The sequence below is a fragment of the Cutibacterium namnetense genome, assembly GCF_001642025.1.
Classification (GTDB): Bacteria; Actinomycetota; Actinomycetes; order Propionibacteriales; family Propionibacteriaceae; genus Cutibacterium; species Cutibacterium namnetense.
Window position 1 is genome coordinate 1 of record NZ_LWHO01000004.1, and the last position, 20,600, is coordinate 20,600.

21 protein-coding genes and 1 tRNA gene are annotated in these 20,600 nt (G+C 59.9%); 6 read left to right on the forward strand and 16 right to left on the reverse strand.

Annotation, left to right across the window (positions count from 1 at the left end; genetic code table 11):
* Nucleotides 1-484 precede the first annotated feature (484 nt).
* From tyrS to A5483_RS06710, 3 genes are all read right to left on the reverse strand, one after another.
* The gene (gene tyrS / locus A5483_RS06700) at nt 485-1,741 is read right to left on the reverse strand and encodes a tyrosine--tRNA ligase (protein WP_063811343.1); all 1,257 of its coding nucleotides are present in this window, start codon (nt 1,739-1,741) and stop codon (nt 485-487) included.
* Nucleotides 1,742-1,825: 84 nt separating this feature from the next.
* Complete coding sequence (locus A5483_RS06705; protein ID WP_002548264.1) at nt 1,826-2,374, reverse strand: arginine repressor; 549 nt, start codon at nt 2,372-2,374, stop codon at nt 1,826-1,828.
* 97 nt (nt 2,375-2,471) lie between these two features.
* Nucleotides 2,472-3,038, reverse strand: a complete 567-nt coding sequence (locus tag A5483_RS06710; RefSeq protein WP_161485342.1) for a TetR family transcriptional regulator — start codon at nt 3,036-3,038, stop codon at nt 2,472-2,474.
* A gap of 57 nt (nt 3,039-3,095) precedes the next feature.
* Here A5483_RS06710 and bioB point away from each other — a divergent pair, with 57 nt between their 5' ends.
* Nucleotides 3,096-4,262, forward strand: coding sequence for a biotin synthase BioB (gene bioB / locus A5483_RS06715; RefSeq protein ID WP_063811345.1), 1,167 nt, complete (start codon nt 3,096-3,098; stop codon nt 4,260-4,262).
* Between the two features lie 61 nt (nt 4,263-4,323).
* Here bioB and pheT read toward each other — a convergent pair whose 3' ends face one another.
* The 7 genes from pheT to A5483_RS06750 all read right to left on the reverse strand — a co-directional run bounded on the left by pheT (nt 4,324) and on the right by A5483_RS06750 (nt 11,110).
* A complete protein-coding gene (gene pheT / locus A5483_RS06720) occupies nt 4,324-6,843 on the reverse strand; it encodes a phenylalanine--tRNA ligase subunit beta (protein ID WP_063811346.1) in 2,520 nt (839 codons plus the stop codon).
* Nucleotides 6,840-7,949: a phenylalanine--tRNA ligase subunit alpha gene (gene pheS, locus A5483_RS06725; protein ID WP_063811347.1), complete on the reverse strand. Its 1,110-nt coding sequence runs from the start codon at nt 7,947-7,949 to the stop codon at nt 6,840-6,842. Before pheS ends, pheT begins: the two co-directional genes overlap by 4 nt.
* A 123-nt stretch (nt 7,950-8,072) precedes the next feature.
* Nucleotides 8,073-8,894: a TrmH family RNA methyltransferase gene (locus A5483_RS06730; protein WP_176607835.1), complete on the reverse strand. Its 822-nt coding sequence runs from the start codon at nt 8,892-8,894 to the stop codon at nt 8,073-8,075.
* A gap of 1 nt (nt 8,895) precedes the next feature.
* On the reverse strand, nt 8,896-9,267 hold the full coding sequence (gene rplT / locus A5483_RS06735) for a 50S ribosomal protein L20 (protein WP_002548255.1): 372 nt from the start codon (nt 9,265-9,267) through the stop codon (nt 8,896-8,898).
* 100 nt (nt 9,268-9,367) lie between these two features.
* The gene (gene rpmI, locus A5483_RS06740; RefSeq protein ID WP_002548241.1) at nt 9,368-9,574 is read right to left on the reverse strand and encodes a 50S ribosomal protein L35; all 207 of its coding nucleotides are present in this window, start codon (nt 9,572-9,574) and stop codon (nt 9,368-9,370) included.
* A gap of 100 nt (nt 9,575-9,674) precedes the next feature.
* Nucleotides 9,675-10,388: a translation initiation factor IF-3 gene (gene infC / locus A5483_RS06745; RefSeq protein ID WP_166806827.1), complete on the reverse strand. Its 714-nt coding sequence runs from the start codon at nt 10,386-10,388 to the stop codon at nt 9,675-9,677.
* A 281-nt stretch (nt 10,389-10,669) separates the two neighbouring features.
* Complete coding sequence (locus A5483_RS06750; RefSeq protein ID WP_063811348.1) at nt 10,670-11,110, reverse strand: SseB family protein; 441 nt, start codon at nt 11,108-11,110, stop codon at nt 10,670-10,672.
* A 117-nt stretch (nt 11,111-11,227) separates the two neighbouring features.
* Here A5483_RS06750 and A5483_RS06755 point away from each other — a divergent pair, with 117 nt between their 5' ends.
* Nucleotides 11,228-11,842, forward strand: a complete 615-nt coding sequence (locus tag A5483_RS06755) for a hypothetical protein (RefSeq protein WP_063811349.1) — start codon at nt 11,228-11,230, stop codon at nt 11,840-11,842.
* A 61-nt stretch (nt 11,843-11,903) separates the two neighbouring features.
* Here A5483_RS06755 and hisG read toward each other — a convergent pair whose 3' ends face one another.
* The 4 genes from hisG to A5483_RS06775 form a co-directional block, all read right to left on the reverse strand.
* Nucleotides 11,904-12,758 carry an ATP phosphoribosyltransferase gene (gene hisG / locus A5483_RS06760; protein WP_063811350.1) on the reverse strand — a complete coding sequence of 285 codons (855 nt, stop codon included), beginning with the start codon at nt 12,756-12,758 and terminating at the stop codon, nt 11,904-11,906.
* Between the two features lie 56 nt (nt 12,759-12,814).
* Nucleotides 12,815-13,081, reverse strand: coding sequence for a phosphoribosyl-ATP diphosphatase (locus A5483_RS06765; RefSeq protein ID WP_063811351.1), 267 nt, complete (start codon nt 13,079-13,081; stop codon nt 12,815-12,817).
* A gap of 80 nt (nt 13,082-13,161) precedes the next feature.
* Nucleotides 13,162-13,833 carry a nicotinamide riboside transporter PnuC gene (gene pnuC, locus A5483_RS06770; protein WP_063811352.1) on the reverse strand — a complete coding sequence of 224 codons (672 nt, stop codon included), beginning with the start codon at nt 13,831-13,833 and terminating at the stop codon, nt 13,162-13,164.
* A gap of 194 nt (nt 13,834-14,027) precedes the next feature.
* A complete protein-coding gene (locus A5483_RS06775) occupies nt 14,028-14,609 on the reverse strand; it encodes a DUF3090 domain-containing protein (RefSeq protein ID WP_063811353.1) in 582 nt (193 codons plus the stop codon).
* Nucleotides 14,610-14,719: 110 nt separating this feature from the next.
* On the opposite strand from A5483_RS06775, the gene A5483_RS06780 reads away from it, so the two are divergent.
* Nucleotides 14,720-15,694 (forward strand): aldo/keto reductase, encoded by a 975-nt coding sequence (locus A5483_RS06780; RefSeq protein ID WP_042842520.1) that lies wholly within the window; start codon nt 14,720-14,722, stop codon nt 15,692-15,694.
* A gap of 10 nt (nt 15,695-15,704) precedes the next feature.
* Here the strand turns inward: A5483_RS06780 and A5483_RS06785 are convergent, their stop codons facing one another.
* Nucleotides 15,705-17,012: a citrate synthase gene (locus A5483_RS06785; RefSeq protein WP_063811354.1), complete on the reverse strand. Its 1,308-nt coding sequence runs from the start codon at nt 17,010-17,012 to the stop codon at nt 15,705-15,707.
* Between the two features lie 2 nt (nt 17,013-17,014).
* On the reverse strand, nt 17,015-18,379 hold the full coding sequence (locus A5483_RS06790; protein ID WP_063811355.1) for a M20/M25/M40 family metallo-hydrolase: 1,365 nt from the start codon (nt 18,377-18,379) through the stop codon (nt 17,015-17,017).
* A gap of 139 nt (nt 18,380-18,518) precedes the next feature.
* Here A5483_RS06790 and A5483_RS06795 point away from each other — a divergent pair.
* From A5483_RS06795 to A5483_RS06805, 3 genes are all read left to right on the forward strand, one after another.
* A tRNA-Leu gene (locus A5483_RS06795) sits at nt 18,519-18,604 on the forward strand.
* Nucleotides 18,605-19,078: 474 nt separating this feature from the next.
* On the forward strand, nt 19,079-20,212 hold the full coding sequence (locus tag A5483_RS06800) for an alpha/beta fold hydrolase (protein ID WP_063811356.1): 1,134 nt from the start codon (nt 19,079-19,081) through the stop codon (nt 20,210-20,212).
* 154 nt (nt 20,213-20,366) lie between these two features.
* Nucleotides 20,367-20,582 (forward strand): CsbD family protein, encoded by a 216-nt coding sequence (locus tag A5483_RS06805; protein ID WP_002548243.1) that lies wholly within the window; start codon nt 20,367-20,369, stop codon nt 20,580-20,582.
* The last annotated feature ends 18 nt before the right edge of the window (nt 20,583-20,600 follow it).

Genomic DNA, 20,600 nt, shown 5'->3' on the forward strand with positions numbered 1-20,600 from the left:
TCACAAGGCGACCCGACCAATCCTACCACACCAACCCCGAAACCACAAAACCATGATCCCAAGACCAGCCAGCAGAACCAGCCAACCACACCACCACCCAAAAGCAGCAGCCCAGCCAACCTTACCAGATTAAATCAGATTGTCAAATCCAATTTAATGCCAGCCGGAACCACCATAACTCCCGGAAATGAATTCCACGAATCATCGCAATTCCTAGCTCCCAACAAAGGGAACTCGCAGAAGTTTAAACACTCATCAGACAAACGTCAAATCATGCCCCCAGCAATTCCACAAAGGAATCACCAGAACTCCTACCAGCCTCACACCCACAGGCGCGGAGCCGAGAAGGAACAATACACACACCCCACCGCCAGCGCAAACCTGGGTGCTCATCGGCCCTTGGTTGGCGCACATTACCGCACACACACAACCGTCCGGGGACCACTAGAGCTAGCGGTCCCCGGACGGATCTGTCGAAGGTAGGTCAGCGGGTCACAGCGCCCACAGTCTTCTTGCCACGACGGACGAGGGCAACACGACCACAAAGGAAGTCGTCGTCAACCAAACGCTGATCAGGATCAGTGACCTTCACATTGTTGAGGTAGGCACCGCCCTCGGTGACAGCACGCTTGCCCGCCGACTTCGTGTCAACCACACCGGCAGCCACCATCGCGTCAACCACCGTCGGGTACTCGCCCCCTTCATGATGGGCAGCACCGAGCTCGTCAGACAGAGAAAGCACCGTCTGCTCATCGAGGTCGCGCAACTCGCCACGTCCGAAAATGGCCTGAGCTGCCGCTTCAGCAGCCTTGCGCTGCTCCACGCCATGCACCAGATCGGTCAGGTCGTCGGCAAGGCAGTGCTGAGCCGCTCTGCGCCACGGCTCTTCCTCAGTCTTGCGGGCAAGATCCTCGATCTCCTCCCGACAACGAGGGCTAAAGATCTTGAGATACTCGATGACCTTCGAGTCCTCCGCGTTGAGGAAGAACTGATGAAAGGCATATGCGCTCGTCAACTCGGGATCCACCCACACCGTCCCGGACTCTGTCTTGCCGTACTTCGTGCCATCAGCCTTGGTAAGTAATGGGGTCACCAGACCGTGGACGACGTCCCCGGTGGTCCTACGGATGAAGTCGGCACCAGCGGTGATGTTCCCCCACTGATCTTGAGCACCCGTCTGCAACGTACAGCCGAAACGTTTATGAAGCTCGTAGAAGTCCAGCGACTGCAACAAGACATAGCTGAACTCGGTGTATGAGATCCCGCTATCCAGCCGCCGAGCCACAACGTCGCGAGCCAGCATCCGGTTAACCGAGAAGTGCTTACCGATATCGCGCAAGAAGTCCAGAGCCGTGTACTCAACCGTCCAGTCGTAGTTATTAACGATCCGAGCAGCATTCGGGCCGTCAGTATCGACGTACTTACTCACCTGGTCCTTAATGGACTCCACCCACTCAGCAACGACCTTTCGATCGTTCATATGCCGCTCACCGGTCATTTTGGGATCACCGATAAGACCTGTCGCCCCACCGACGAGGAGCAACGGCTTATGACCGCGTTCCTGGAGAGCTCGCACCAGCATCAACTGGACAAGATGGCCAATATGGAGACTCTTGGCGGTCGGATCAAAGCCCACATAAAACGTGACGGGCCCTTGGGCGAGGTGGGCCTTCAGCGCCTCACAATCGGTGGAGTCGGCGACAAGACCCCTCCACTCCAGGTCGTCCAACAGATCCGACACGTCACTTTCCTCTCATCAACGATCTCGTACGAGGTCGACTGACCGTAAGTCTAGCTATCGGGCCGGACCAAGCCGTCTACCTGGTCAAGCGCGCCTCTCACGCATCGTGCGCGACAGGATCTCAGCTGGCACTCCGGTAGCGGCCATCTGCGAAAAGGCGTCCGCAAGTTCTCCTGCATCCACCCCAGTAGCACACATCAACGCGAGAGTGTCGTCTCCAGCGATCGTCCCCAACACGATGTCCAGGCCTGCCTTATCAATGGCCGATCCGTAATATTGGGCCGCGCCCGGTGGCGTCTTAAGGACGACGAGATACTCGTTGTTCTGCACCCCGGTACACAGTTCCTTAGTCATCCTCGCCAGCTTGACCCAGGCCGGCGACCCTGTCGTCACATCGGAGGGATGCTCACCTTCGGGAATTGAATAGCACGGATTCCCAGCATGATCACGTCCACGCACGGCACCGATCTCAACCAAGTCACGTGACAGGGTGCCTTGGGAGGCTACAAAACCCTCGGAAGCAAGGATCTCCCCCAGCTCGCCTTGAGATGAGATTCGCCCTTCCTGAATTAAGGCGCGAATCCGGGCATGACGCGCCGTACGTGAGGTTGGTGCAGACTGCCCCTCACTCATCAACCCCCCTCGGTTACGCCCACTAGGCGCGTCTACTAAACATTCTCCTAGCTACATAAGGATGCACCATGATGGGCTATGGCGTCCAGCCGCTGGTTCACGCCAAAGCGGCAAGGCCGGCAACAAAAATGGCCAAGGCAAGGTCAAAGTCACCATTTTGTCTACCTAGATCGATCTCGCCCACCACCCCGAGGTCATGCAACTGAGTACGGGTCTGCTCTTCCATCGTGTGGCCAAGCACCAAGTGCACCAAGGCCCGGCACACCGAATCCGCACGCTCGCCATAAAACCCCTGGCGCTCCATAAATTGGCGCAACTTGACGGTTGGATCAATCTTCCCCAGCCCCACCGAGATCGTCGACGCAACGAGCTCAGCACCGTCACGGTGAGCCAGGAGGGTAGCCCGGAAACACCGAGCCCATTCGTCAACTCCATCAGAAAGATCAGCGTCATCCGAAGGCACCATCGTCGGGCCGGCGGCAACGGCGAGGATTTCATCGCTCACTGCGGCCAGCAAGCTCTGCTTATTGGCAACGTGCCAGTACAGCGCTCCAGCCTTGACCCCAAGACGCTCGGCCAGACGTCGCATAGAGAGGTCACCAAGTCCGTATGCGTCAAGAATCTCTACTCCGGCCCGAACAACGTCCTGCTTCGTCAGGCTCACTGTGACTCCCTTGACGACGACACCATTTCCGGGGGTGGCCCACATTGGCGCTACCCCATGGACTACATTGAACCCCGTTCAATCCTGAACAGCGTTCAGGACGTCTCCAGTCTCGGAAGGACCAGAGCATTGCTGAATCTAGCCGATATGACCGAGCGCGGCCTCAGGGGGGAGTCCATCACCCGTGAGGAAGCCCTCGAGATTCTTCGCAGCAGTGATGACGAGCTCATGTCGATCGTCGCCGCCGCCGGAAAGGTTCGTCGCCACTTTTTCGCGAACCGGGTTCGCCTCAACTACCTGGTCAACCTCAAGTCGGGCCTGTGCCCCGAGGACTGCTCCTACTGCTCGCAGCGCCTGGGGTCGCGTGCCGAGATCATGAAGTATTCCTGGGCCGACCCGCATAAGGTGCATGACGCCGTCGAGGCTGGCATTGCCGGTGGCGCACGACGTGTCTGCATGGTGGCATCGGGTCATGGTCCATCCCAGCGAGATGTCGAACGCGTCAATGGCATGGTGCGTTCCCTCAAAGCTGAGCACCCCGACGTCGAGGTTTGTGTCTGCTTAGGGTTTGTCGACGACGAAAAGGCTGCCTCTATTAAGGAAGCCGGCGCCGACGCTTACAACCACAATGCCAATACCTCTCGCTCCCATTACGGCGAGATCTGCAGCACCCACTCCTACGAGGACAGGATGGATACCGTCGAGGTCCTCAAGCGCAACGGTCTGTCGCCCTGCTCTGGAGTGATTGCCGGCATGGGTGAAACCGACGAGGAATTCGTCGATGTCATCTTCGACCTGCGCGAGCACGGAGTTGATTCGGTGCCGGTGAATTTCTTGCTCCCCTTCGAGGGCACTCCGCTGGCCGGCGGAGCCCAGCACATCACCCCGCAGTGGTGCCTCAAACGTCTGGCCATGGTGCGCTTTGTTCACCCCGATTCCGAGGTGCGTGCCGCTGCCGGACGTGAGCAGCACATCCGCACCATGCAGTCGCTGGCCCTCGAGGTCGTCAACTCGATCTTCCTAGGGGATTACCTCACCAGCGAGGGGGCTGCCGGCGCCGCCGACTTGCAGATGATTGAGGATGGCGGATTCGTTCCCGAGGGAGCAGACGGCCAGCCAATGGTTCACACCGACGTCAACGCAGATCGTTCGGCTGACCTGCCCATTAACGCGGTTCCGATCCGCCACCGAGGCATCGGAACCGAGGTTCCGGCGAACGCCTGAGCTGTGGTCAAACACCGCGGGGCCGACACGATGTCGGCCCCGCGGTGTTTGTATGTAGAGCTCAGGACCTCAGCTGAGCGCCGCAAGCTTCCTCAGCGCGTGCCACCGCAGTGTCACGAGCCTCCGCAGCCTCGGCGTCGGTCAAGGTCCGATCGGCTGCCCGCATTCGCAGGTTAAAGGCCAACGACTTGCGTTTGTCGCCCACCTGCTCGCCCTCATAGACGTCGAAAAGCTCGACCGATTCAAGCAGTGGTCCGGCTCCCTCAATGAGAGCCTGACGAACGTCGTCAGCAGCAACAGATTCGTCGACGACCAAAGCAACGTCTTCCTTGGCGACGGGGAAGCTTGAGATGGCCGTGACCTCACCACCATGAGGAGCCGCAGCTACCAGGGCATCAAAGTCAAGTTCGACCGCGCAGGTGCGCTGCGGCAGACCAGCCTTCGACACCACAGTGGGGTGCAGCTCACCAGCATGCCCGATGACCTTCCCATCCACGATAAGAGCCGCGCAGCGACCGGGATGCCAGGGGGCCTGACGGGCACCCTTACGCACTAGCGTCACACCGAGGGCATCAGCAGCCTTCTCGGCGACCAGTACAGCGTGACGCCAATCAGCCTTCACCGGCTGTCCGTCCCAGCGATCCGGCAACCAGTTACCACAAATCACAGCAGCGAGCATGCGCGGCTGAGCTGGCAGTGCGGCGCCGATCTCGGCGAGCACCTCATCGGAAGGACGCTCGTCGACGCCGGGATGCGGAGCCGCCGCCGGGGTGACGGCGCGGAAGACAGTTCCACTTTCGAAGACCGCGAGATCTTCCTGGGATCGCGACATATTCGTCGTCACTGCATGGAATAGACCGGGCAACAGGGTAGTGCGTAAGTAGGGGTGGGTATCGTCAAGCGGATTGGCAAGCTTGACGGTTGCGTGACGCGCATCGTCACCACTAATGCCGAGAACATCGAGGTCCTTATCGCCGATGAACGGCAAGGTGATGAGCTCGACGAAGCCAGCCTCGACGACTGAGCGCAGCACCCGCCGACGACCCTGCTGAGTCTTTGTCAGACCGCGAGCGCCCAGGCTCGGGGGCAACGCGGGTTCGATACGGTCAAACCCAATCTTGCGGCCGATTTCCTCGAGGTAGTCGTAGGCATCAACGAGATCGGGACGCCAGGTCGGAGCAACAAGGGTGAGAGAGTCCCCCAGGGCAGTCACCTTGACCCCAGAACGCGTCAAGATCTCGATGATCTCTTCAGTGGACACCTTCGTGCCGAGAATACGGCTAGGTAAATCTGCGTTGATCGTCTGACGCGGCATCTCGGGGACCTCACCAACAACGGTGGGCTCACCGACCGTGGCACCGCCGTACTGAGCGAGTAATTCCGCTGCCCGAACGGCTGCGGCATGGGCGCAAACCGGATCAACACCCCGCTCAAAGCGACGAGAAGCCTCCGAACCGAGCTTGTGGCGTCGGTAGGCACGAGCCACCGTCATCGAATCGAAGTGAGCGCCCTCGAGAATGAGTGAGGTTGACTCGGCGGTCATCTCGGTGGCCGCGCCACCCATAACACCGGCTAAAGCGATGGCGCCCGAGTCGTCGGCAATGACCAGGTCATCGAGATCGAGGGTGCGATCAGTGCCGTCGAGGGTAACTAGATGCTCACCTTCGTGGGCCTTACGGACGACGATCGCCCCGCTGACCTTGTCGGCATCATAAGCATGAAGCGGCTGACCGGACTCCAACATGACATAGTTGGTGATGTCGACGGCCAGGTTAATCGGACGCATCCCGGCACGAGTGATGCGGTCGGCAATGAATCTGGGAGTTGGGGCACCGGGATTTAGGCCATGGACCGGCACAGCGATGAACTGGCTGCAAGCGTCAGACTGAATGTCTACCGCGACGGGGCCCGACACCGCAGCGATAGGCTCCTCGTCATAAGGGTCGCGGAAGTGTACCGACATGGCGTGCGCCACCTCGCGGGCGATGCCACGCATCGACATGCAGTAGCCGATATCGGGAGTGACATCGACATCTAACACCTGCTCGGGAACCCCGAGGATCGGCAGGGCGTTCTCACCAGGAACGAGCTGGTGGCCCTCTACCGAAGGCGGCAGAGTGATGATACCGGGCTCGTAGACACCGATACCCAACTCGTCGGAGGCGCACAGCATGCCGTCAGACATGTGGCCGTACGTCTTGCGGGCACTGATGGCAAATCCGCCAGGGAGCACAGCACCGGGCAGGGAGACGACAACCCAGGCACCTTCAACGGCATTGGGGGCACCGCAGACGATGCCGCGGCCCTCGGTCCCCTCCGCAATGTTTTTGGGGTGTCCTTCTGCGTTGTACCGGGGGCCAACGTCAACCCGACACCAGTTGATGATTTTGCCGTTCTTCTGCGGCTCGGGAACTGAGGAGAGAATGTGTCCGATAACAATCGGGCCGGTCAGCTCGCCGCCGACGACCTCGACCTTCTCGACAGTGGCTGTGTGGTTGGTCAGCGCCCTGGCCACCTCGTCAGTAGTAGTACCGTCTGGCAGATTAACCATGGCCTGCAGCCATGACATGGGAACCTTCATCGTGCTCCTCCCCTCAGTGAGCGGCTGAATCGGACGTCACCCTCGACAAAGTCACGCAGGTCGGGGGCATTGTTGCGGAACATCACCGTGCGATCGACACCCATGCCAAAGGCGAAACCCGAATAGACATCGATGTCGATACCGCAGGCAACTAACACCCGTGGGTTGACGACCCCACAGCCGCCCCATTCGATCCACCCTTCAGAACGGCACGTACGGCACGGACGATCAGGGTTGCCAACCGAGGCGCCATGACACACGAAGCATTCCAGGTCGACCTCAGCGCTGGGCTCGGTGAAGGGGAAATAGTGTGGGCGGAAACGGGTGCGGACGTCACCGAACATGGCGCGGGCAAAGGCGTCGACGGTCCCCTTGAGGTGGCCCATCGTAATGCCCTTGTCGACGCACAATCCCTCGACCTGGTGGAAGACCGGAAGGTGAGTGGCATCGTACTCATCAGCACGGAACACCTTGCCCGGGCTAATAATGCGCACCGGAGGCTGCTGCTTAAGCAGGGTGTGAATCTGCACCGGGCTGGTAGCTGTGCGCATACACTTACCGTCACTGACCGGATCGAGCCATAGCGTGTCCTGCAAAGCACGAGCCGGGTGATCGGCGCCGAGGTTGAGAGCGTCAAAGTTGAACCATTCAGATTCAGCCTCGGGACCCTCGGCAACTTCCCAACCCATGGCGGTAAACACGTCACAGATGTCATCAATGAGAGCAGTGATCGGGTGCGGGGCGCCTCGAGGCGACGTAACGACCGGCAACGTAACGTCGGTGGCCTCCGCTGCGAGTCGGGCGTCAAGCTCAGCCTCAGTAAGTTCCTCTTGGCGGGCCTTGAGAGCCTGATTGACCCGGCCCCGAGCCTGCCCAATGCGCTTACCGGCATCCTTTCGGGCAGCCGGCGGCAGCGCGCCAATCTCGCGGTTAGCCACAGCCAGCGGAGACCGGTCACCGGTATGAGCGATACGCACCTGCTTCAGCTCGGCAGTGGTAGAAGCCCCGGCAATCGCCTCCAAGGCCTCAGCCACTCGGGCCTCGACTTGGTCAGCGTCCAGGGTGCTCACCTGGACAGGGTCATAATTCGTGTTGGGGCCACTCATGGGCCTTCCCCCTGATGGGTTGACGTTGGAAAAACGCCCGTGTTCCGGGCGCACATGTGCGACTAGCGGATACAAGTCTAGTGGCGCCGACGCCAGCAACGATGGCCGGCCACCCTACACTCCTCAGGCTCGCTGTTCACTCGCCGTGGCGTACAGCACTACCGCGGCCGCAGTCGACAGGTTGAGAGACTCGGCGGCCCCCCACATCGGAACCCCCACGACCTCATCCGCTAAAGCTCGGTCAGCCTCGGGAAGACCCCACGCCTCGTTACCCATCAACCACGCAATAGGCCGCTTGAGACGCCCCGACCGAGCAACGGCGTCAAGGCTATGACCTCCCCCGTCAGCCGCCAATACCGACATCCGGTGCCGATGGGCCCACTCAACCGCCTCAGCCAGCTCGACACCGACGACGACGGGCAGGTGAAAGATCGCCCCGACCGAAGAGCGAACCGTTTTGGGGTTATGCGGGTCGACCGATCCCCGCGTCAAAATGACGCAATCGGCGCCAAACGCATCTGCGCAGCGGATGACCGTTCCGGCATTTCCAGGATCACGCACTTGAGCGCAGATGACAGCGAGACGAACATCCTCGTCGGGCAGCTCGCGGCGTGTGACCTGACGACACACCGCGAAGATCCCCTGACTGGTGACAGTGTCAGAGAGCGCATTGACATCCTCGTCAGTGAGCACCGCGACCCGAACGCCACGGCGCTCGGCCGCCTCGACATGCTCAGCATCGCGGGATAGGTTCGAGGTCGCCAGCAGATTAACCTTGCCGGGCCATGCCAGGGCCTCGCGAACTGCCTGCGCGCCTTCTACCAAAAACAGCCCGGACTCGTCGCGTCCGCGCCGAGATGAAAGGCGGCGGGCCGAACGCAATGACCCCTTCGAGATACGGCCCCATCCCGAATAGTCGCCGTTCGGCCCGTCGCTCATGGCCACCTCAGGCAGCAGCGCTCTGCGGCTGGTTAGCCTTGGCGACCTCGACGAGGCTGTTAAATGTGTCAATGTCGGAGACTGCAAGCTCTGCGAGCATCTTGCGGTCGACCTCAACGCCAGCATTCTTCAGACCATTGATGAAACGGTTGTAGGTCATGCCCTGGGCGCGGGAGGCAGCATTGATGCGCTGGATCCACAGCGAGCGGAAGTCGCCCTTCTTGGCACGACGGTCACGGAACGAGTAGGTGGCCGAATGGAGGGACTGCTCCTTGGCCTTGCGGTACAGGCGCGAGCGCTGTCCACGGTAACCGGAGGCCTGATCGAGGACCTCACGACGCTTCTTCTTGGCATTCACAGAACGCTTCACGCGTGCCATAGTGATTCTCCTTGGATCTGCCGGGTCAATCCCGGATTGGTTCGAGGCGGATACCGCCCAATGGACTTAGGGACGCCGTCAATCGCGACGTCGACTGCGGTCAGCGACCGGGATGGCCACCGAGCAGCTTCTTGACCTTGGCGGCCTCGCCCTTAGACAGCACGGTCTCCCCGGTCAGGCGGCGAGTAACGCGTGAGGACTTGTGCTCGTTGAGGTGGCGCTTGCCAGCCTTGCGAGCGGTGACCTTGCCCGAGCCGGTCACCTTGAAACGCTTCTTCGTCCCGGAGTGGCTCTTCATCTTGGGCATGGATAGCTCCATTCGTTCATGTATGTCGTCCCGCAAACCGGAGGGAAGGTCCCGGGCTGGCTCACCGGTAGGAACCGGATCACCTGGTTCTGAGCAATGCTCAGAGGTCAATGTCAGGATCCATATTGTCGGCTGGACCCTTCTTCTTCTTTTTCTTCGCAGTGCCTGCAGCAGCCCGCTGGGCAGCCTCGTAGGCCTTATCAGCCTCGGCAGCCTCGGCACGCTCAGCGGCGCGACGGTCACGCTCAACCTTCTGATCTGCTTTGGCCTGATTCTTCTTACGAGTCGGGGCCAGAATCATGAGCATGTTGCGGCCCTCCTGCTTAGGAGGGGACTCGACGGTCGCGTACTCAGTCAAATCATCGGCAAGACGACGCAACAGGTTGACACCGAGCTCTGGTCGGGACTGCTCACGGCCACGGAACATGATCGTGATCTTGACCTTATCGCCGGCCTTGAGGAACCGCAGAACGTGGCCCTTCTTGGTCTCGTAATCGTGATCGTCAATCTTCGGACGAAGCTTCATCTCCTTGATGATGGAGTTCGCCTGATTGCGTCGTGACTCCCGGGCCTTCTGAGCCGCCTCGTACTTGAACTTGCCGTAGTCCATGAGCTTGACGACAGGGGGCCGGGCCTGCGGAGCCACCTCGACGAGGTCAAGGTCTTGCTCGCGGGCAAGCTGCAGGGCCTGCTCGACCCTGACGATGCCGACCTGTTCGCCATTAGGGCCGACCAGGCGCACCTCGGGAACGCGAATCCGCTCGTTGATGCGGGGTTCAGTACTGATGGGGTCCTCCCGGATGTCTGTTTTCATTAGATGCGGCACGTGTCTGCGCCTCCACGACCCGGATACGAAAAAAGCCTTCGCGAATACGCGAAGACCTGACATATGCGGATGTCTACACATCCCGACGAGCCGACGAAGCTCATCATCACAACCCGGCGAACGAAATCCACCTAGGTGGGAGGTCAGGCCCCCGCTTACGCAAGACCAGTATTATCCTGATCGCTTCGGCCAGAATACGACAAGGAACAGCGCCATCACAAATCGGGGGTTGCCCGTAGCGAGGTGATGGCACCGGCGAAGCTGACCGGTCAGGCAAGATCCCCGCTGCACGCCCATCCCCAACCATCATCGAGTTTCACGAGACGTCGGCCACCCTCGATTGGTTTGAGGACATCACTGCCGATGACAAGGGGAGCCGGACCAGCAACATCAAGGAGAAGGGCATCGGCTCCCACCTCGGTGACGATGGCCGCAAGTTCTGGGAGACGTCCCGGAACCGGACGAGCCCGCGAGTCCCACGCTGTGAGGGAATCGATCCCGGTGAATGCCAATAGAGCGGTGCTTCCTTGCTCGTTGGTGAGCTTCACTGCACCGATTTCGCCTTCCGCGTCTGTCATCACCGGCATGAATAGCCGTGCGCCCGCACACAAAGTGGATACCGCCGCAAGGTACGACCTTCGGTAAGCGTCCGGATCGTTAGTGAGGCAGGCTGCCAAGGCAGCGCGCACCCGAGGATCGGCATCTCCCATGTCGCCGCCGATCGGTGATAGTGGAGCAGGCACCTGCAAAACATTAGTCGATACCCAACGCCGAGGTCAGCGAGTCCCCGAGCACACATGCGCCCCTGCATGTGGAACAGTGGGGGTATGAGCGAAACGACCGTCGTTGCCGTCGTCACCATTGTGCTGGTCGTCCTACCGCTGCTATGGGCCCTGTCGGGGTGGTTCTCCCGCCGCTCCTCGCGCGCCATGCTTCGCGGGCTGGGCCTAGCCCTCATTCCTATTGGTCTAGTACTAACTGGCCTGATGCGCCTTTTCGTCCGAGCAATTCGCCTCGTCGTCGATTGGTTCGCCGGCACGGTCATGACATCGACCATGTGGATCGGTGTCATCGTCATCGCTGTGGGCCTCGTCACCTGGCTGGTAGCCGGGATCATGGCACCGGTCGATCGCGAGACTGGACGTCAACGCCGTCAAGACCATGCTGCCCGTAAGCAGACGCGCGAAGCCTCGTCGGCCAAGGATTCTCGCTCTACCGAAGCTCCGACCCGCAATCCCACAGACAACGCTCCGACATCCGGTGCTGCGCCGGATACGGCCCCGTCGCACAGTGCCTCCGGAACTCGGCGGACCCCGACCGACGCGCCGGTGCGCACATCAGAGCCTGCCTCCAGTTCAAAGCCTTCCCCCACAATCTCGGGTGCTGATAAGGATGAAGATGCCGAGCTTGAAGAGATCTTGCGCAAACGCGGGATCGAATGATCCTTCATTCGCAGGCGCTGCTACCCCGGAATTCAAGCCCCAATCGCTAGCTGGCAACCAGTTACAGGCGGCACGCAGATAGCTCGGTCGACAAAATCGCTCGAGCACCAACGTCCCACAGTTGGTCCATCAGGCCTTGCACGGCCGTGCGCGGCACCATGGCTCGCACCGCATACCAGCCGCCCTTGGACAACGGCGAGATTGTAGGAGCTTCGAGTCCCGGTGTCAGGGCGGTGGCGGTATCAAGAACTTCGGCGGGAACATCGTAGTCGACCATGACGTAGCTACGAGCGACCTGCACGCCGTTGATACGACGCATAAAGTGATCAAATGTCGTGTTCCCAACGAAGTCTCGACGCTGAACCAGCACAGCCTCAGACTCCAACATGACGTCGCCAAAAATCTCAAGGCCAGACCGGCGCAGGGTTGTCCCAGTCTCGACCACGTCAGCAATTGCGTCGGCAACGCCGAGTCGGATCGCCGACTCAACTGCGCCATCCAGGTGGATAAGGTGAGCGTTGATCCCCCGCTCCGTCAGAAAAGCGCCCAGCAGGCCGGGGTATGAGGTGGCTATCCGTTTTCCCGCCAGCCCTTCGATGGTGTTTTTCGAACCTTTGGGAGCAGCGAACCGAAAATAGGAGTGACCAAAACCCAATCCCTTGATCTCGGCGGCATCAGCTTCGGAATCGAGCAAGAGATCTCGTCCGGTAATGCCAATATCTAGAGTGCCCTCCCCCACATACACCGCGATATCGCGAGGCCTCAGATAGAAGAACTCTACCCCGTTGGCCTCGTCGATCAGGGAAAGATCCTTACGATCAGTGCGCTGGCGGTAGCCAGCCTCGGTGAGCAGGGAGGATGCCGCCTCCGAGAGAGCACCTTTATTCGGCACAGCAACGCGCAACAAATCAGGCATGAATTCTCCTCAGGAAATATCAGGGATGACGATGACAGATCGGGGCGTCCGAGAATTCACAGATGCTTATAGACGTCGTCGAGGGATAGGCCCTGCTTAATCATCATGACCTGCAGGTGATAAATTTCCTGACTGATCTCTTCAGCCAGCCGTTCATTACCCTCGTATTCGGCTGCCATCCACACTTCGGAGGCTTCCTCCACGATCTTCTTACCGATGGCATGCACTCCGTGGTCAAGCTCCTCGACAGTTCCCGACCCTGCAGGGCGTGCCTGTGACTTTGTAACCAGCTCGGCGAAGAGTTCCTCGAATGTCTTGCTCACAGCTACCAGGCTACTGACTGGCCTCACAACGGCGCAGGCGCGCCCACGTGACGGACCACTGCTATCCCTAGAGTGTCACGTCAGCGGAAGGCGTCGTTCGTGGCCGCACGCTGGGCACGCCACCACGTCACGAATCCGTATACGCAAAAGGCGCCGTAAAAGACGTACATAAGTGCACTCGGGTAGTACTGAGCCGTGGCCAATAGCGGGACGCCGACAATATCAACCGCAATCCATACAAACCAGAACTCATTCCACCCACGCGCCATCCCCCAGGTCGCGAGGATCGATCCAGTGAGAATCCACGAATCCGATAGCGGCCCCCAGGATCCCAGTGCCTCGAGAACGAAGAAGAAGACAACGAGCATGATGAGGGCAGCCATCAACGCCAAAATGCGTTCTCTACGGGTGGCCCAGCGGGGATGGACGGCCACCTGGGACGCGCCATTATTGCGCCGAGTTGCTGCCCAGACCACCCACCCATACGCGCTTGTCGCGAGGAAAAAGATCTGACGCCCGGCCTGCCCCCACAGGTTAAGGTCCTGCGGGGTGTGGAACACCCCACCGAGAAACACCGTGAAAAGGATGACGTTGCCGACGATGCCGACTGGCCAAGCCCATATTCGACGTCGCGCGCCGCCGAGAGCCGAAGCAAGTCCGAATAGATTTCCAATGACCTCACGCCACAGGATCGGCTTTCCCAACCCCACGTCAAGCTGGGCATTAAGCAGAGACGTGAGAACGTCGGACACAGCGCACACCTTTCCGGTCACCTGCAGGCAGCCATCCTATTCTCGCAGATCGGCAGCGGCTCGTCGCATCACTTCCAAGGCCACGGCCACATCACGCACCAGCAGCGCGCCGTTACTGGAATCCGACCAGGCCCCCGCAACGTACTATGAAGCTCTCGACAGGGAGCACACGGCAAATGAGGGCTTCGTCGAACTCACCACACCAGTGGTTTACGGTAGCCATTCGATCGCGGGCACAGATGACCCTCAGCCGAAAGGATCTGCTGGCGACAGTATGGGCAACTCTGACGCCCGGATGTGACGACCACGCGGCACCTCGCGACGAATTGGCGAGCCTGACACGTCGTCATAAGGATTTCTAGAGAATCTGGGGCCGCCTCGGGAAGGGTCGTCAGCAACATCGCTGGATCGTTGATCATGAGTTCATCATCGCTAGCTGCGTACATCTCGATCTCGATGCGCTTGGTCTCATCGTCGAAGGCCATCGCCATCGTTCCTACGGTGAATTCTTCCTCGAGTGGTGCATCGAGAGGGGCCAGATCGTCTGGATTGTCGACTGGTGGTGGGACGAATACATCCGCAACATGAGCGGCTAGACCGTCCAAGATCCTATCCATTTGGAGGGCGAGCTGGTCGATCTGAACCTTTTCGCAGCGGACCGTCACGATCCGGGATCCTTCACGGACTTGCAGGTGAAAGGTACGCGCTCCTGGCCGACCCGCGGTGCCGACGACCACACGTTCGGGTTGTTCGAGTCGGAAAGTGCGACGAGACATACTCCCACCCTAGTCACGGGACCGAGAAGCGCAGGTTGGCGTCGGCTAGGAGTAGCCGTGCCTCAAGGTCGGCTTGAGGGTGCTCCGTTAGGGTGATCTAGACGAGGAGGATGCACATGCGCATGAGAACCGTCGGGGCCAGCGGCCTCAAGGTATCTGCCATTGGGCTGGGATCCCTAACATGGGGTGGCCAGACTGACGCCCGTGTGGCTCGCTCGTTGGTTCGTCGCTTTGTTGACGCCGGTGGCAATCTTGTCGATACCGCCCCGGCGTATGGAGGCGGGTTTGCCGAGCAACTCATCGGAAAGCTCATCCATACCGACATCAGTCGAGACGACCTTGTCATCGCCACCAAGGCGGGATTCATCGTGGAAGGTAATAAAAGAATCGTCGATACGTCGCGCAGTGCGCTGCTGCGTGACCTCGAAGGCTCCTTGCGCCGCCTCCACACCGATCACGTCGATCTCTGGCAGGTTCATGCCTGGGGAGATGCCCCCATCGAGGAAACCTGCGCAGCCCTCGACCATGCCGTGAAGTCGGGAATGGCCCGGTACGTCGGGGTGTCCAACTTCGTGGGTTGGCAGTCCGCCACGGCGGCGACCTGGCAGCGAGCAACCGGAGCACGAACCCCCTTAGTCAGTAACCAAGTGGAATACTCCTTGCTGGCCCGGCGCGCTGAAATCGAGGTCGCCCCCTCGGCCCAGCACCACGGGATGGGGCTGCTGGCATGGTCGGCGCTGGGACGCGGCGTGCTGGCAGGCCGGTACCGACACGGAACTCCTAAAGATTCCCGAGGTGGTTCTGATCGCCTATCGTGGTTTGTACAGCCCTATCTGACGCGCAAATCCAGCGCTGTCGTCGAAGCCATTTTGAAGGCAGCCGACGGGCTGGGAGCGACGATCCCACAAATCGCGCTGGCATGGGTGCGCGACGCTCCCGTAGTGTCCTCGGCTCTTGTCGGCCCGAGGACCACCGCACAGCTCGAGGAATTGCTCGGGGCTGACGAAGTTAGTCTCCCCAAGGAAATTACCTCAGCCCTCGACGACATCACCGGCGGGCCAAACCTCGCCCGCGAAGAGGTCTAGGCCGCATAGTTCAGCGCTCGCCACGCGGCACCCACGGAGTCGATACCGGACCATCGTAGAGCTCGCGCGGACGGGAAATCCGCGTCGTCGGATCCTCAAAAACTTCCTTCCAGTGAGCGATCCAACCAGCCATTCGTCCGATGGCGAACATCACAGTGAACATGTTGAGCGGAATACCGAGCGCGCGCAGAACGATCCCAGAATAGAAGTCCACATTGGGGTACAGCCTGCGCTCGATGAAGTAGTCGTCGGCCAGCACAGCTTCTTCTAGCTCCAGGGCAACGTCGAGCAGCGGGTCCGGTTTGTGCATAGTTTCGAGCAATGGGCCGACGACGCTGCGGAAGATTCTCGCTCGAGGATCCCAATTGCGGTAAACGCGGTGCCCGAAGCCAGAAATCCTCTCCCCCGAGTCTTTGGCCTTCGCCAGATATTGACGCGGAGTGAGGCCAGAGTCATAGATGCGTTGCAGGGCGAGCACGGCGTTGACGTTGGCACCGCCGTGACGGTCTCCCCACAGGGCACACACTCCGGCCGAGCACGAAGTGAAAAGGTTGGCACCCGAGGATCCGACCATTCGCACCGTCGAGGTCGAACAGTTCTGGCCGTGATCAGCGTGTAGCACGAAGAACAGGTTGAGGGCCCTCGCCGCCACTGGATCCGGTTCGTAATCGCGATACGGCAGAGAAAACATCATGTGCATGAAATTTTCGACATATTTAAGGTCATAGCGCGGATAGATCGCTGGTTCCCCAATAGATGCCTTGTACGAAGCAGCCGCGATCGTCCTCACTTTGGACATGAGCTTGGCAGCCGCGTCAGTGAAGGATTCCTCGTCAGTGATTCGCGGACGGTCATGGGTACTCATCGCGTTAATCATCGAAGACATGATCGCCATCGGGTGACCGTTAGGCGGGAAGGCGTTGAAGTGAAGATTCATCGACCGATGCAAAGCCGAGTACTCGGTCAATCGATTCCGGAAGTCGTCGCGCTGAGCTTCCGTGGGCAGGTGGCCAAAGATCAGCAGCCACGCTGTTTCCACAAAGGAAACACGCTCCTGAGCCAGGGCCTCGATCGGTAGACCGCGATAAGTGAGCACGCCTGCTTCGCCGTCGATCCACGAAATCGCCGAACGACAGGACGCCGTGTTGGCGAACGCCGGATCGAAGGTTGTGACCCCGCCAGTTAGTTGGCGAAGGTTGGAGATGTCGATGACGCGATCTCCGGTAGTTCCTGTAATAACGGGCAGAGTGTATTCCTGGCCGTCCAGGATAAGGGTTGCTGTTGCTTCGCCCTTCGGCTTCTGATTTGGGACACTCATCGTCAGGCCTCCTGCAGTATGTGATCGACGACCTTGGCACCGAAAACGAGAGATCCGACGGGGACTCGCTCGTCAACTCCATGGAAAAGACTGATGAAGTCGAAGTCGGCCGGCAGTCTCAGCGGAGTGCAGCCGTAGCAGTTGATTCGTCGGCCGTCAGGCAAAACCGCGAACCCTTTGGCGTCGGTTCCTGCCGAATTGAGGTAGGGCAGCACGACAGTCCCCGGGTCCTCAGCATTAACGGCCTGGCGAATCGCAGCAACGGCCGCTCCCTCAAAGGGCGCTGCTGCCGCCGGCTTGAGGGAGATCGTCTCGAAGTCGATTCCAGGACCAGCCAAAGACTTAATCGTCGAAATCATATCCTCCTGTGCTCCGGGGATGAATCGGGCGTCGACTTCGGCGCTGGCACGAGTCGGCACAACGTTAACCTCGTACCCCGCCGATAGCACAGTCGGGGTGACACTATGCGCGCAGCACGCAGCCACCATGCGCGACAAAGGGCCGATGGCGGACAGACTGGATTCGAGATCATCCCGGTCGATCGTCAGACCCCACATCGCGGCTATCTGGTTCAGGAACTCCTCCTGGACCGGATGATGCAGGTCGGGCCACTGATAGGAGTCGATACGGGACAGAGCATCAAGCAGATGGGTGACGGCGTTATCTGGGTTGCGCATAGACCCGTGCCCTGCGCTGCCGGTGGCGCTCATCCGGAACCACCACAGCCCCTTCTCTGCGGACTGGACGACGTAGACTCGCCTGCCCTGCGGTGTCGTCAGGGAAAACCCGCCGACTTCACTGATGGCCTCAGTGACACCATCAAACGCCTCTGGATGATTGACGCCGAGCCACGTTGAACCGAGGGTTCCTGAGCATTCCTCATCAGCGAACATGATGAAGCGAATGGGTCGAGAGGGCACTTCACCGCGACGCTGACGAGCCCGGATAGCCGAGAGAACCATCGCCAAAAACCCCTTCATGTCAATGGCTCCCCTGCCCCACACACAGTTGTCATGAATCTCGCCAGACAGCGGGTGATGGGTCCAGTCAGCAGCCTCGAAGGGGACAGTGTCGCTGTGGCCGTGCAGCAATAGCGCAGGACGACTCATATCGGTGCCTTCCGGTGCCCATTCGGCAACCAGGGTGGCACGGCCGGGCTCAGATTCGTGAATGGTGACGCCAACTCCGATGTCGTCGAGGAGGCCGGCCACGTAGTGACACATCTCACCCTCGCCCCTGGCGTCCTGTGGACCAAAATTCTGCGAGTCGATCTGGATCATTCGCGAGCAGATGTCGACAACTTCGGCCTGCGGGCAATTCGGCCCGTCAACAAGGTCCTCGAGGGTCATGGTGAAGAGATCTGACATGCCGCGATTGTGTCACTGAAGGAGCCTTGAGCCTCCGCCGGGATGCCCAAGTGACGCCGATTTGCATTATGCAACGAAAGCGCACTACAGTTCTATGACTGTCCGGTACGGTGCGATTGCGCGGCAGCGGATAACCCGAGTCCGGGTGGCGGAATTGGTAGACGCGCTAGCTTGAGGTGCTAGTGGCCGATTAAGGCTGTGGAGGTTCAAGTCCTCTCTCGGACACTCCAGGATTGATCCCCGGCCAAGTTTTCTTGGTCGGGGATCTTTTCATCTCGCAACGAGGGTCATGCCACGCTGTGACGGTTCCAGTCACCATCCATTCCCCACGGCACACTGGCTTAAGTCGTGCTATAGCAGCATGAACAAGGCGTCCGATGCGCGCGCAGTTCTACATCTACCGCCGCTGGGCGCCACAGGGTAACGATCCTTGTCCTACGGATGCCGAGTGCCACCGGTTGATGTGAGGGCAAGGGCCGCCGGGCAATCTTGCAGAACTGTTCAGACCATTGCGAAGACAGGACAGAAAACGAGCACCATCGACGTCGAGAGTGGTTATCCTCCCAGACTAAAATTAACCTCATGCACGATTACCCAGATCTGCGAGCTAGCGACCCACGACGAGCCTCTTAGCTCCTATTGTGCGTAGCGGTCGTCTTCGAGGATGAGGCGGCGCAACTGACGCAAAGGAGCATCTTGATGTCATTCCCACGCAAACTCAGCGCATTGGCCATTGCCGGCACCATGGCAGTGACTGGCGTGACGGTGGCAACCCCGGCCCTTGCCAGCGCCGGTAGCGGTTCCCAGCCAGCCGCAGCAGCGCCCGCCACCAACCAGGTACATAAGGAGACTGGCTACTTCAAGACCACCGACAAGCTAGGGACCCAGCTTTTCTACCGCAAGGACATCGTCCCCAACGCTAAGGGAGCCGTCGTCCTGGTCCACGGGCTCATGGAGAACTCCTCCAACTACGAGTACCTAACCAAGAGCCTTACTAACGCTGGCTACAGCGTCTACCGCTTCGACAACCGTGGCCATGGGCGTAGCGCTGCCCCATACGTCAACAACGCCATCCCGCGCGGCCAGTTCGACGACTGGTGGAACATCGAGTCCGACATCCACCAGGTAGTCGGCACCGCTCACAAGGAAAATACCGGTAAAAAGGTGTTCCTACTCGGACACTCCATGGGCGGCATCGCCGTCCAGTCCTACGGAATCATGTACCCCGGATCCGTCGACGGCATCGTCTCCTCCGGCGGCGGCACCATCGTCAATGTCGATGGCCCTGACACTCAGGGTGCCACCACCATCACCCCGGATAATCTCAACTTCTTCGCCCGTCATGCCCTGCCCCAGATCAGCCAGCTTCTCCCCATGACCCAGCTGACTAGCTTCAACGGACGCCTGGCAAAGGCCGCCATCAAGGACCCCAAGGCGATTCGGATGCCTTCAGGTCCGCTGTCCGCCGACATCATCCTGCCCGGTTACCCGCCATACGGCTTGTGCTCCGATCCAGCAGTTCGTATTGACCACTGGCAACATGACCCGCTGTACAACAAGTACATGCGTCTCGGACTCGTCGAGCAGATGGGTGTCGCCGAGGCTTACAACGTCATGAACGCCCATGACTTCAAGGCTCCGACCCTAATCATGCATGGCGAAAACGACGGCCTGGTGCCCAGCTACTTCGACGTCAACTGGTACAACGCCATCAATTCAAAAGACAAGAAGATCATCCAGTGGCATGGCCTCATGCACGAGATCTTCAACGAGCCCACTAAGGACCAAGTCATCAAGACTGCCGTCGACTGGATCGACGCCCACAACAAGTGAGCTAACCACCTGGGGGGATACGCCGCCCCCTAGGTCCCGTCCATCCCACAAAACTCTTTAGGTAAAACCCCTAACTGACCATGGACTGACGAGTAAAATTACGGACATGCCCCGGGCTGATCAGCGACCCTGGGACCAACGAAAGGAGCGACTTATGGGTCTGAGTGACAAGATCAGTAGCAAGACCGACCAGGCCGTCGGCGCTGCCAAAGAGAAGATCGGTGACCTCACCAATAACAGTGATCTCAAGGGTGACGGCGCCGATCAGAAGGCCAGCGGCAAGGTGGATCAGAAGGTCGAGGACGTCAAAGACAAAGCGACTGACGTCAAGCACGATGCCCAAGCCGCCGCTGACAAGCTGAAGGACTGACGAAGGACGGGCCGGGCA

What these genes read in the sequence shown, in the direction of transcription:
- A5483_RS06705 (WP_002548264.1), bottom strand. Translation starts at nt 2,374, where the DNA reads ATGAGTGAGGGGCAGTCTGCACCAACCTCACGTACGGCGCGTCATGCC.
- bioB (WP_063811345.1), top strand. Translation starts at nt 3,096, where the DNA reads ATGGACTACATTGAACCCCGTTCAATCCTGAACAGCGTTCAGGACGTC.
- pheT (WP_063811346.1), bottom strand. Translation starts at nt 6,843, where the DNA reads ATGAAGGTTCCCATGTCATGGCTGCAGGCCATGGTTAATCTGCCAGAC.
- pheS (WP_063811347.1), bottom strand. Translation starts at nt 7,949, where the DNA reads ATGAGTGGCCCCAACACGAATTATGACCCTGTCCAGGTGAGCACCCTG.
- rplT (WP_002548255.1), bottom strand. Translation starts at nt 9,267, where the DNA reads ATGGCACGCGTGAAGCGTTCTGTGAATGCCAAGAAGAAGCGTCGTGAG.
- rpmI (WP_002548241.1), bottom strand. Translation starts at nt 9,574, where the DNA reads ATGCCCAAGATGAAGAGCCACTCCGGGACGAAGAAGCGTTTCAAGGTG.
- infC (WP_166806827.1), bottom strand. Translation starts at nt 10,388, where the DNA reads ATGAAAACAGACATCCGGGAGGACCCCATCAGTACTGAACCCCGCATC.
- A5483_RS06750 (WP_063811348.1), bottom strand. Translation starts at nt 11,110, where the DNA reads ATGGGAGATGCCGATCCTCGGGTGCGCGCTGCCTTGGCAGCCTGCCTC.
- A5483_RS06755 (WP_063811349.1), top strand. Translation starts at nt 11,228, where the DNA reads ATGAGCGAAACGACCGTCGTTGCCGTCGTCACCATTGTGCTGGTCGTC.
- hisG (WP_063811350.1), bottom strand. Translation starts at nt 12,758, where the DNA reads ATGCCTGATTTGTTGCGCGTTGCTGTGCCGAATAAAGGTGCTCTCTCG.
- A5483_RS06775 (WP_063811353.1), bottom strand. Translation starts at nt 14,609, where the DNA reads ATGTCTCGTCGCACTTTCCGACTCGAACAACCCGAACGTGTGGTCGTC.
- A5483_RS06780 (WP_042842520.1), top strand. Translation starts at nt 14,720, where the DNA reads ATGCACATGCGCATGAGAACCGTCGGGGCCAGCGGCCTCAAGGTATCT.
- A5483_RS06785 (WP_063811354.1), bottom strand. Translation starts at nt 17,012, where the DNA reads ATGAGTGTCCCAAATCAGAAGCCGAAGGGCGAAGCAACAGCAACCCTT.
- A5483_RS06790 (WP_063811355.1), bottom strand. Translation starts at nt 18,379, where the DNA reads ATGTCAGATCTCTTCACCATGACCCTCGAGGACCTTGTTGACGGGCCG.
- A5483_RS06800 (WP_063811356.1), top strand. Translation starts at nt 19,079, where the DNA reads ATGTCATTCCCACGCAAACTCAGCGCATTGGCCATTGCCGGCACCATG.
- A5483_RS06805 (WP_002548243.1), top strand. Translation starts at nt 20,367, where the DNA reads ATGGGTCTGAGTGACAAGATCAGTAGCAAGACCGACCAGGCCGTCGGC.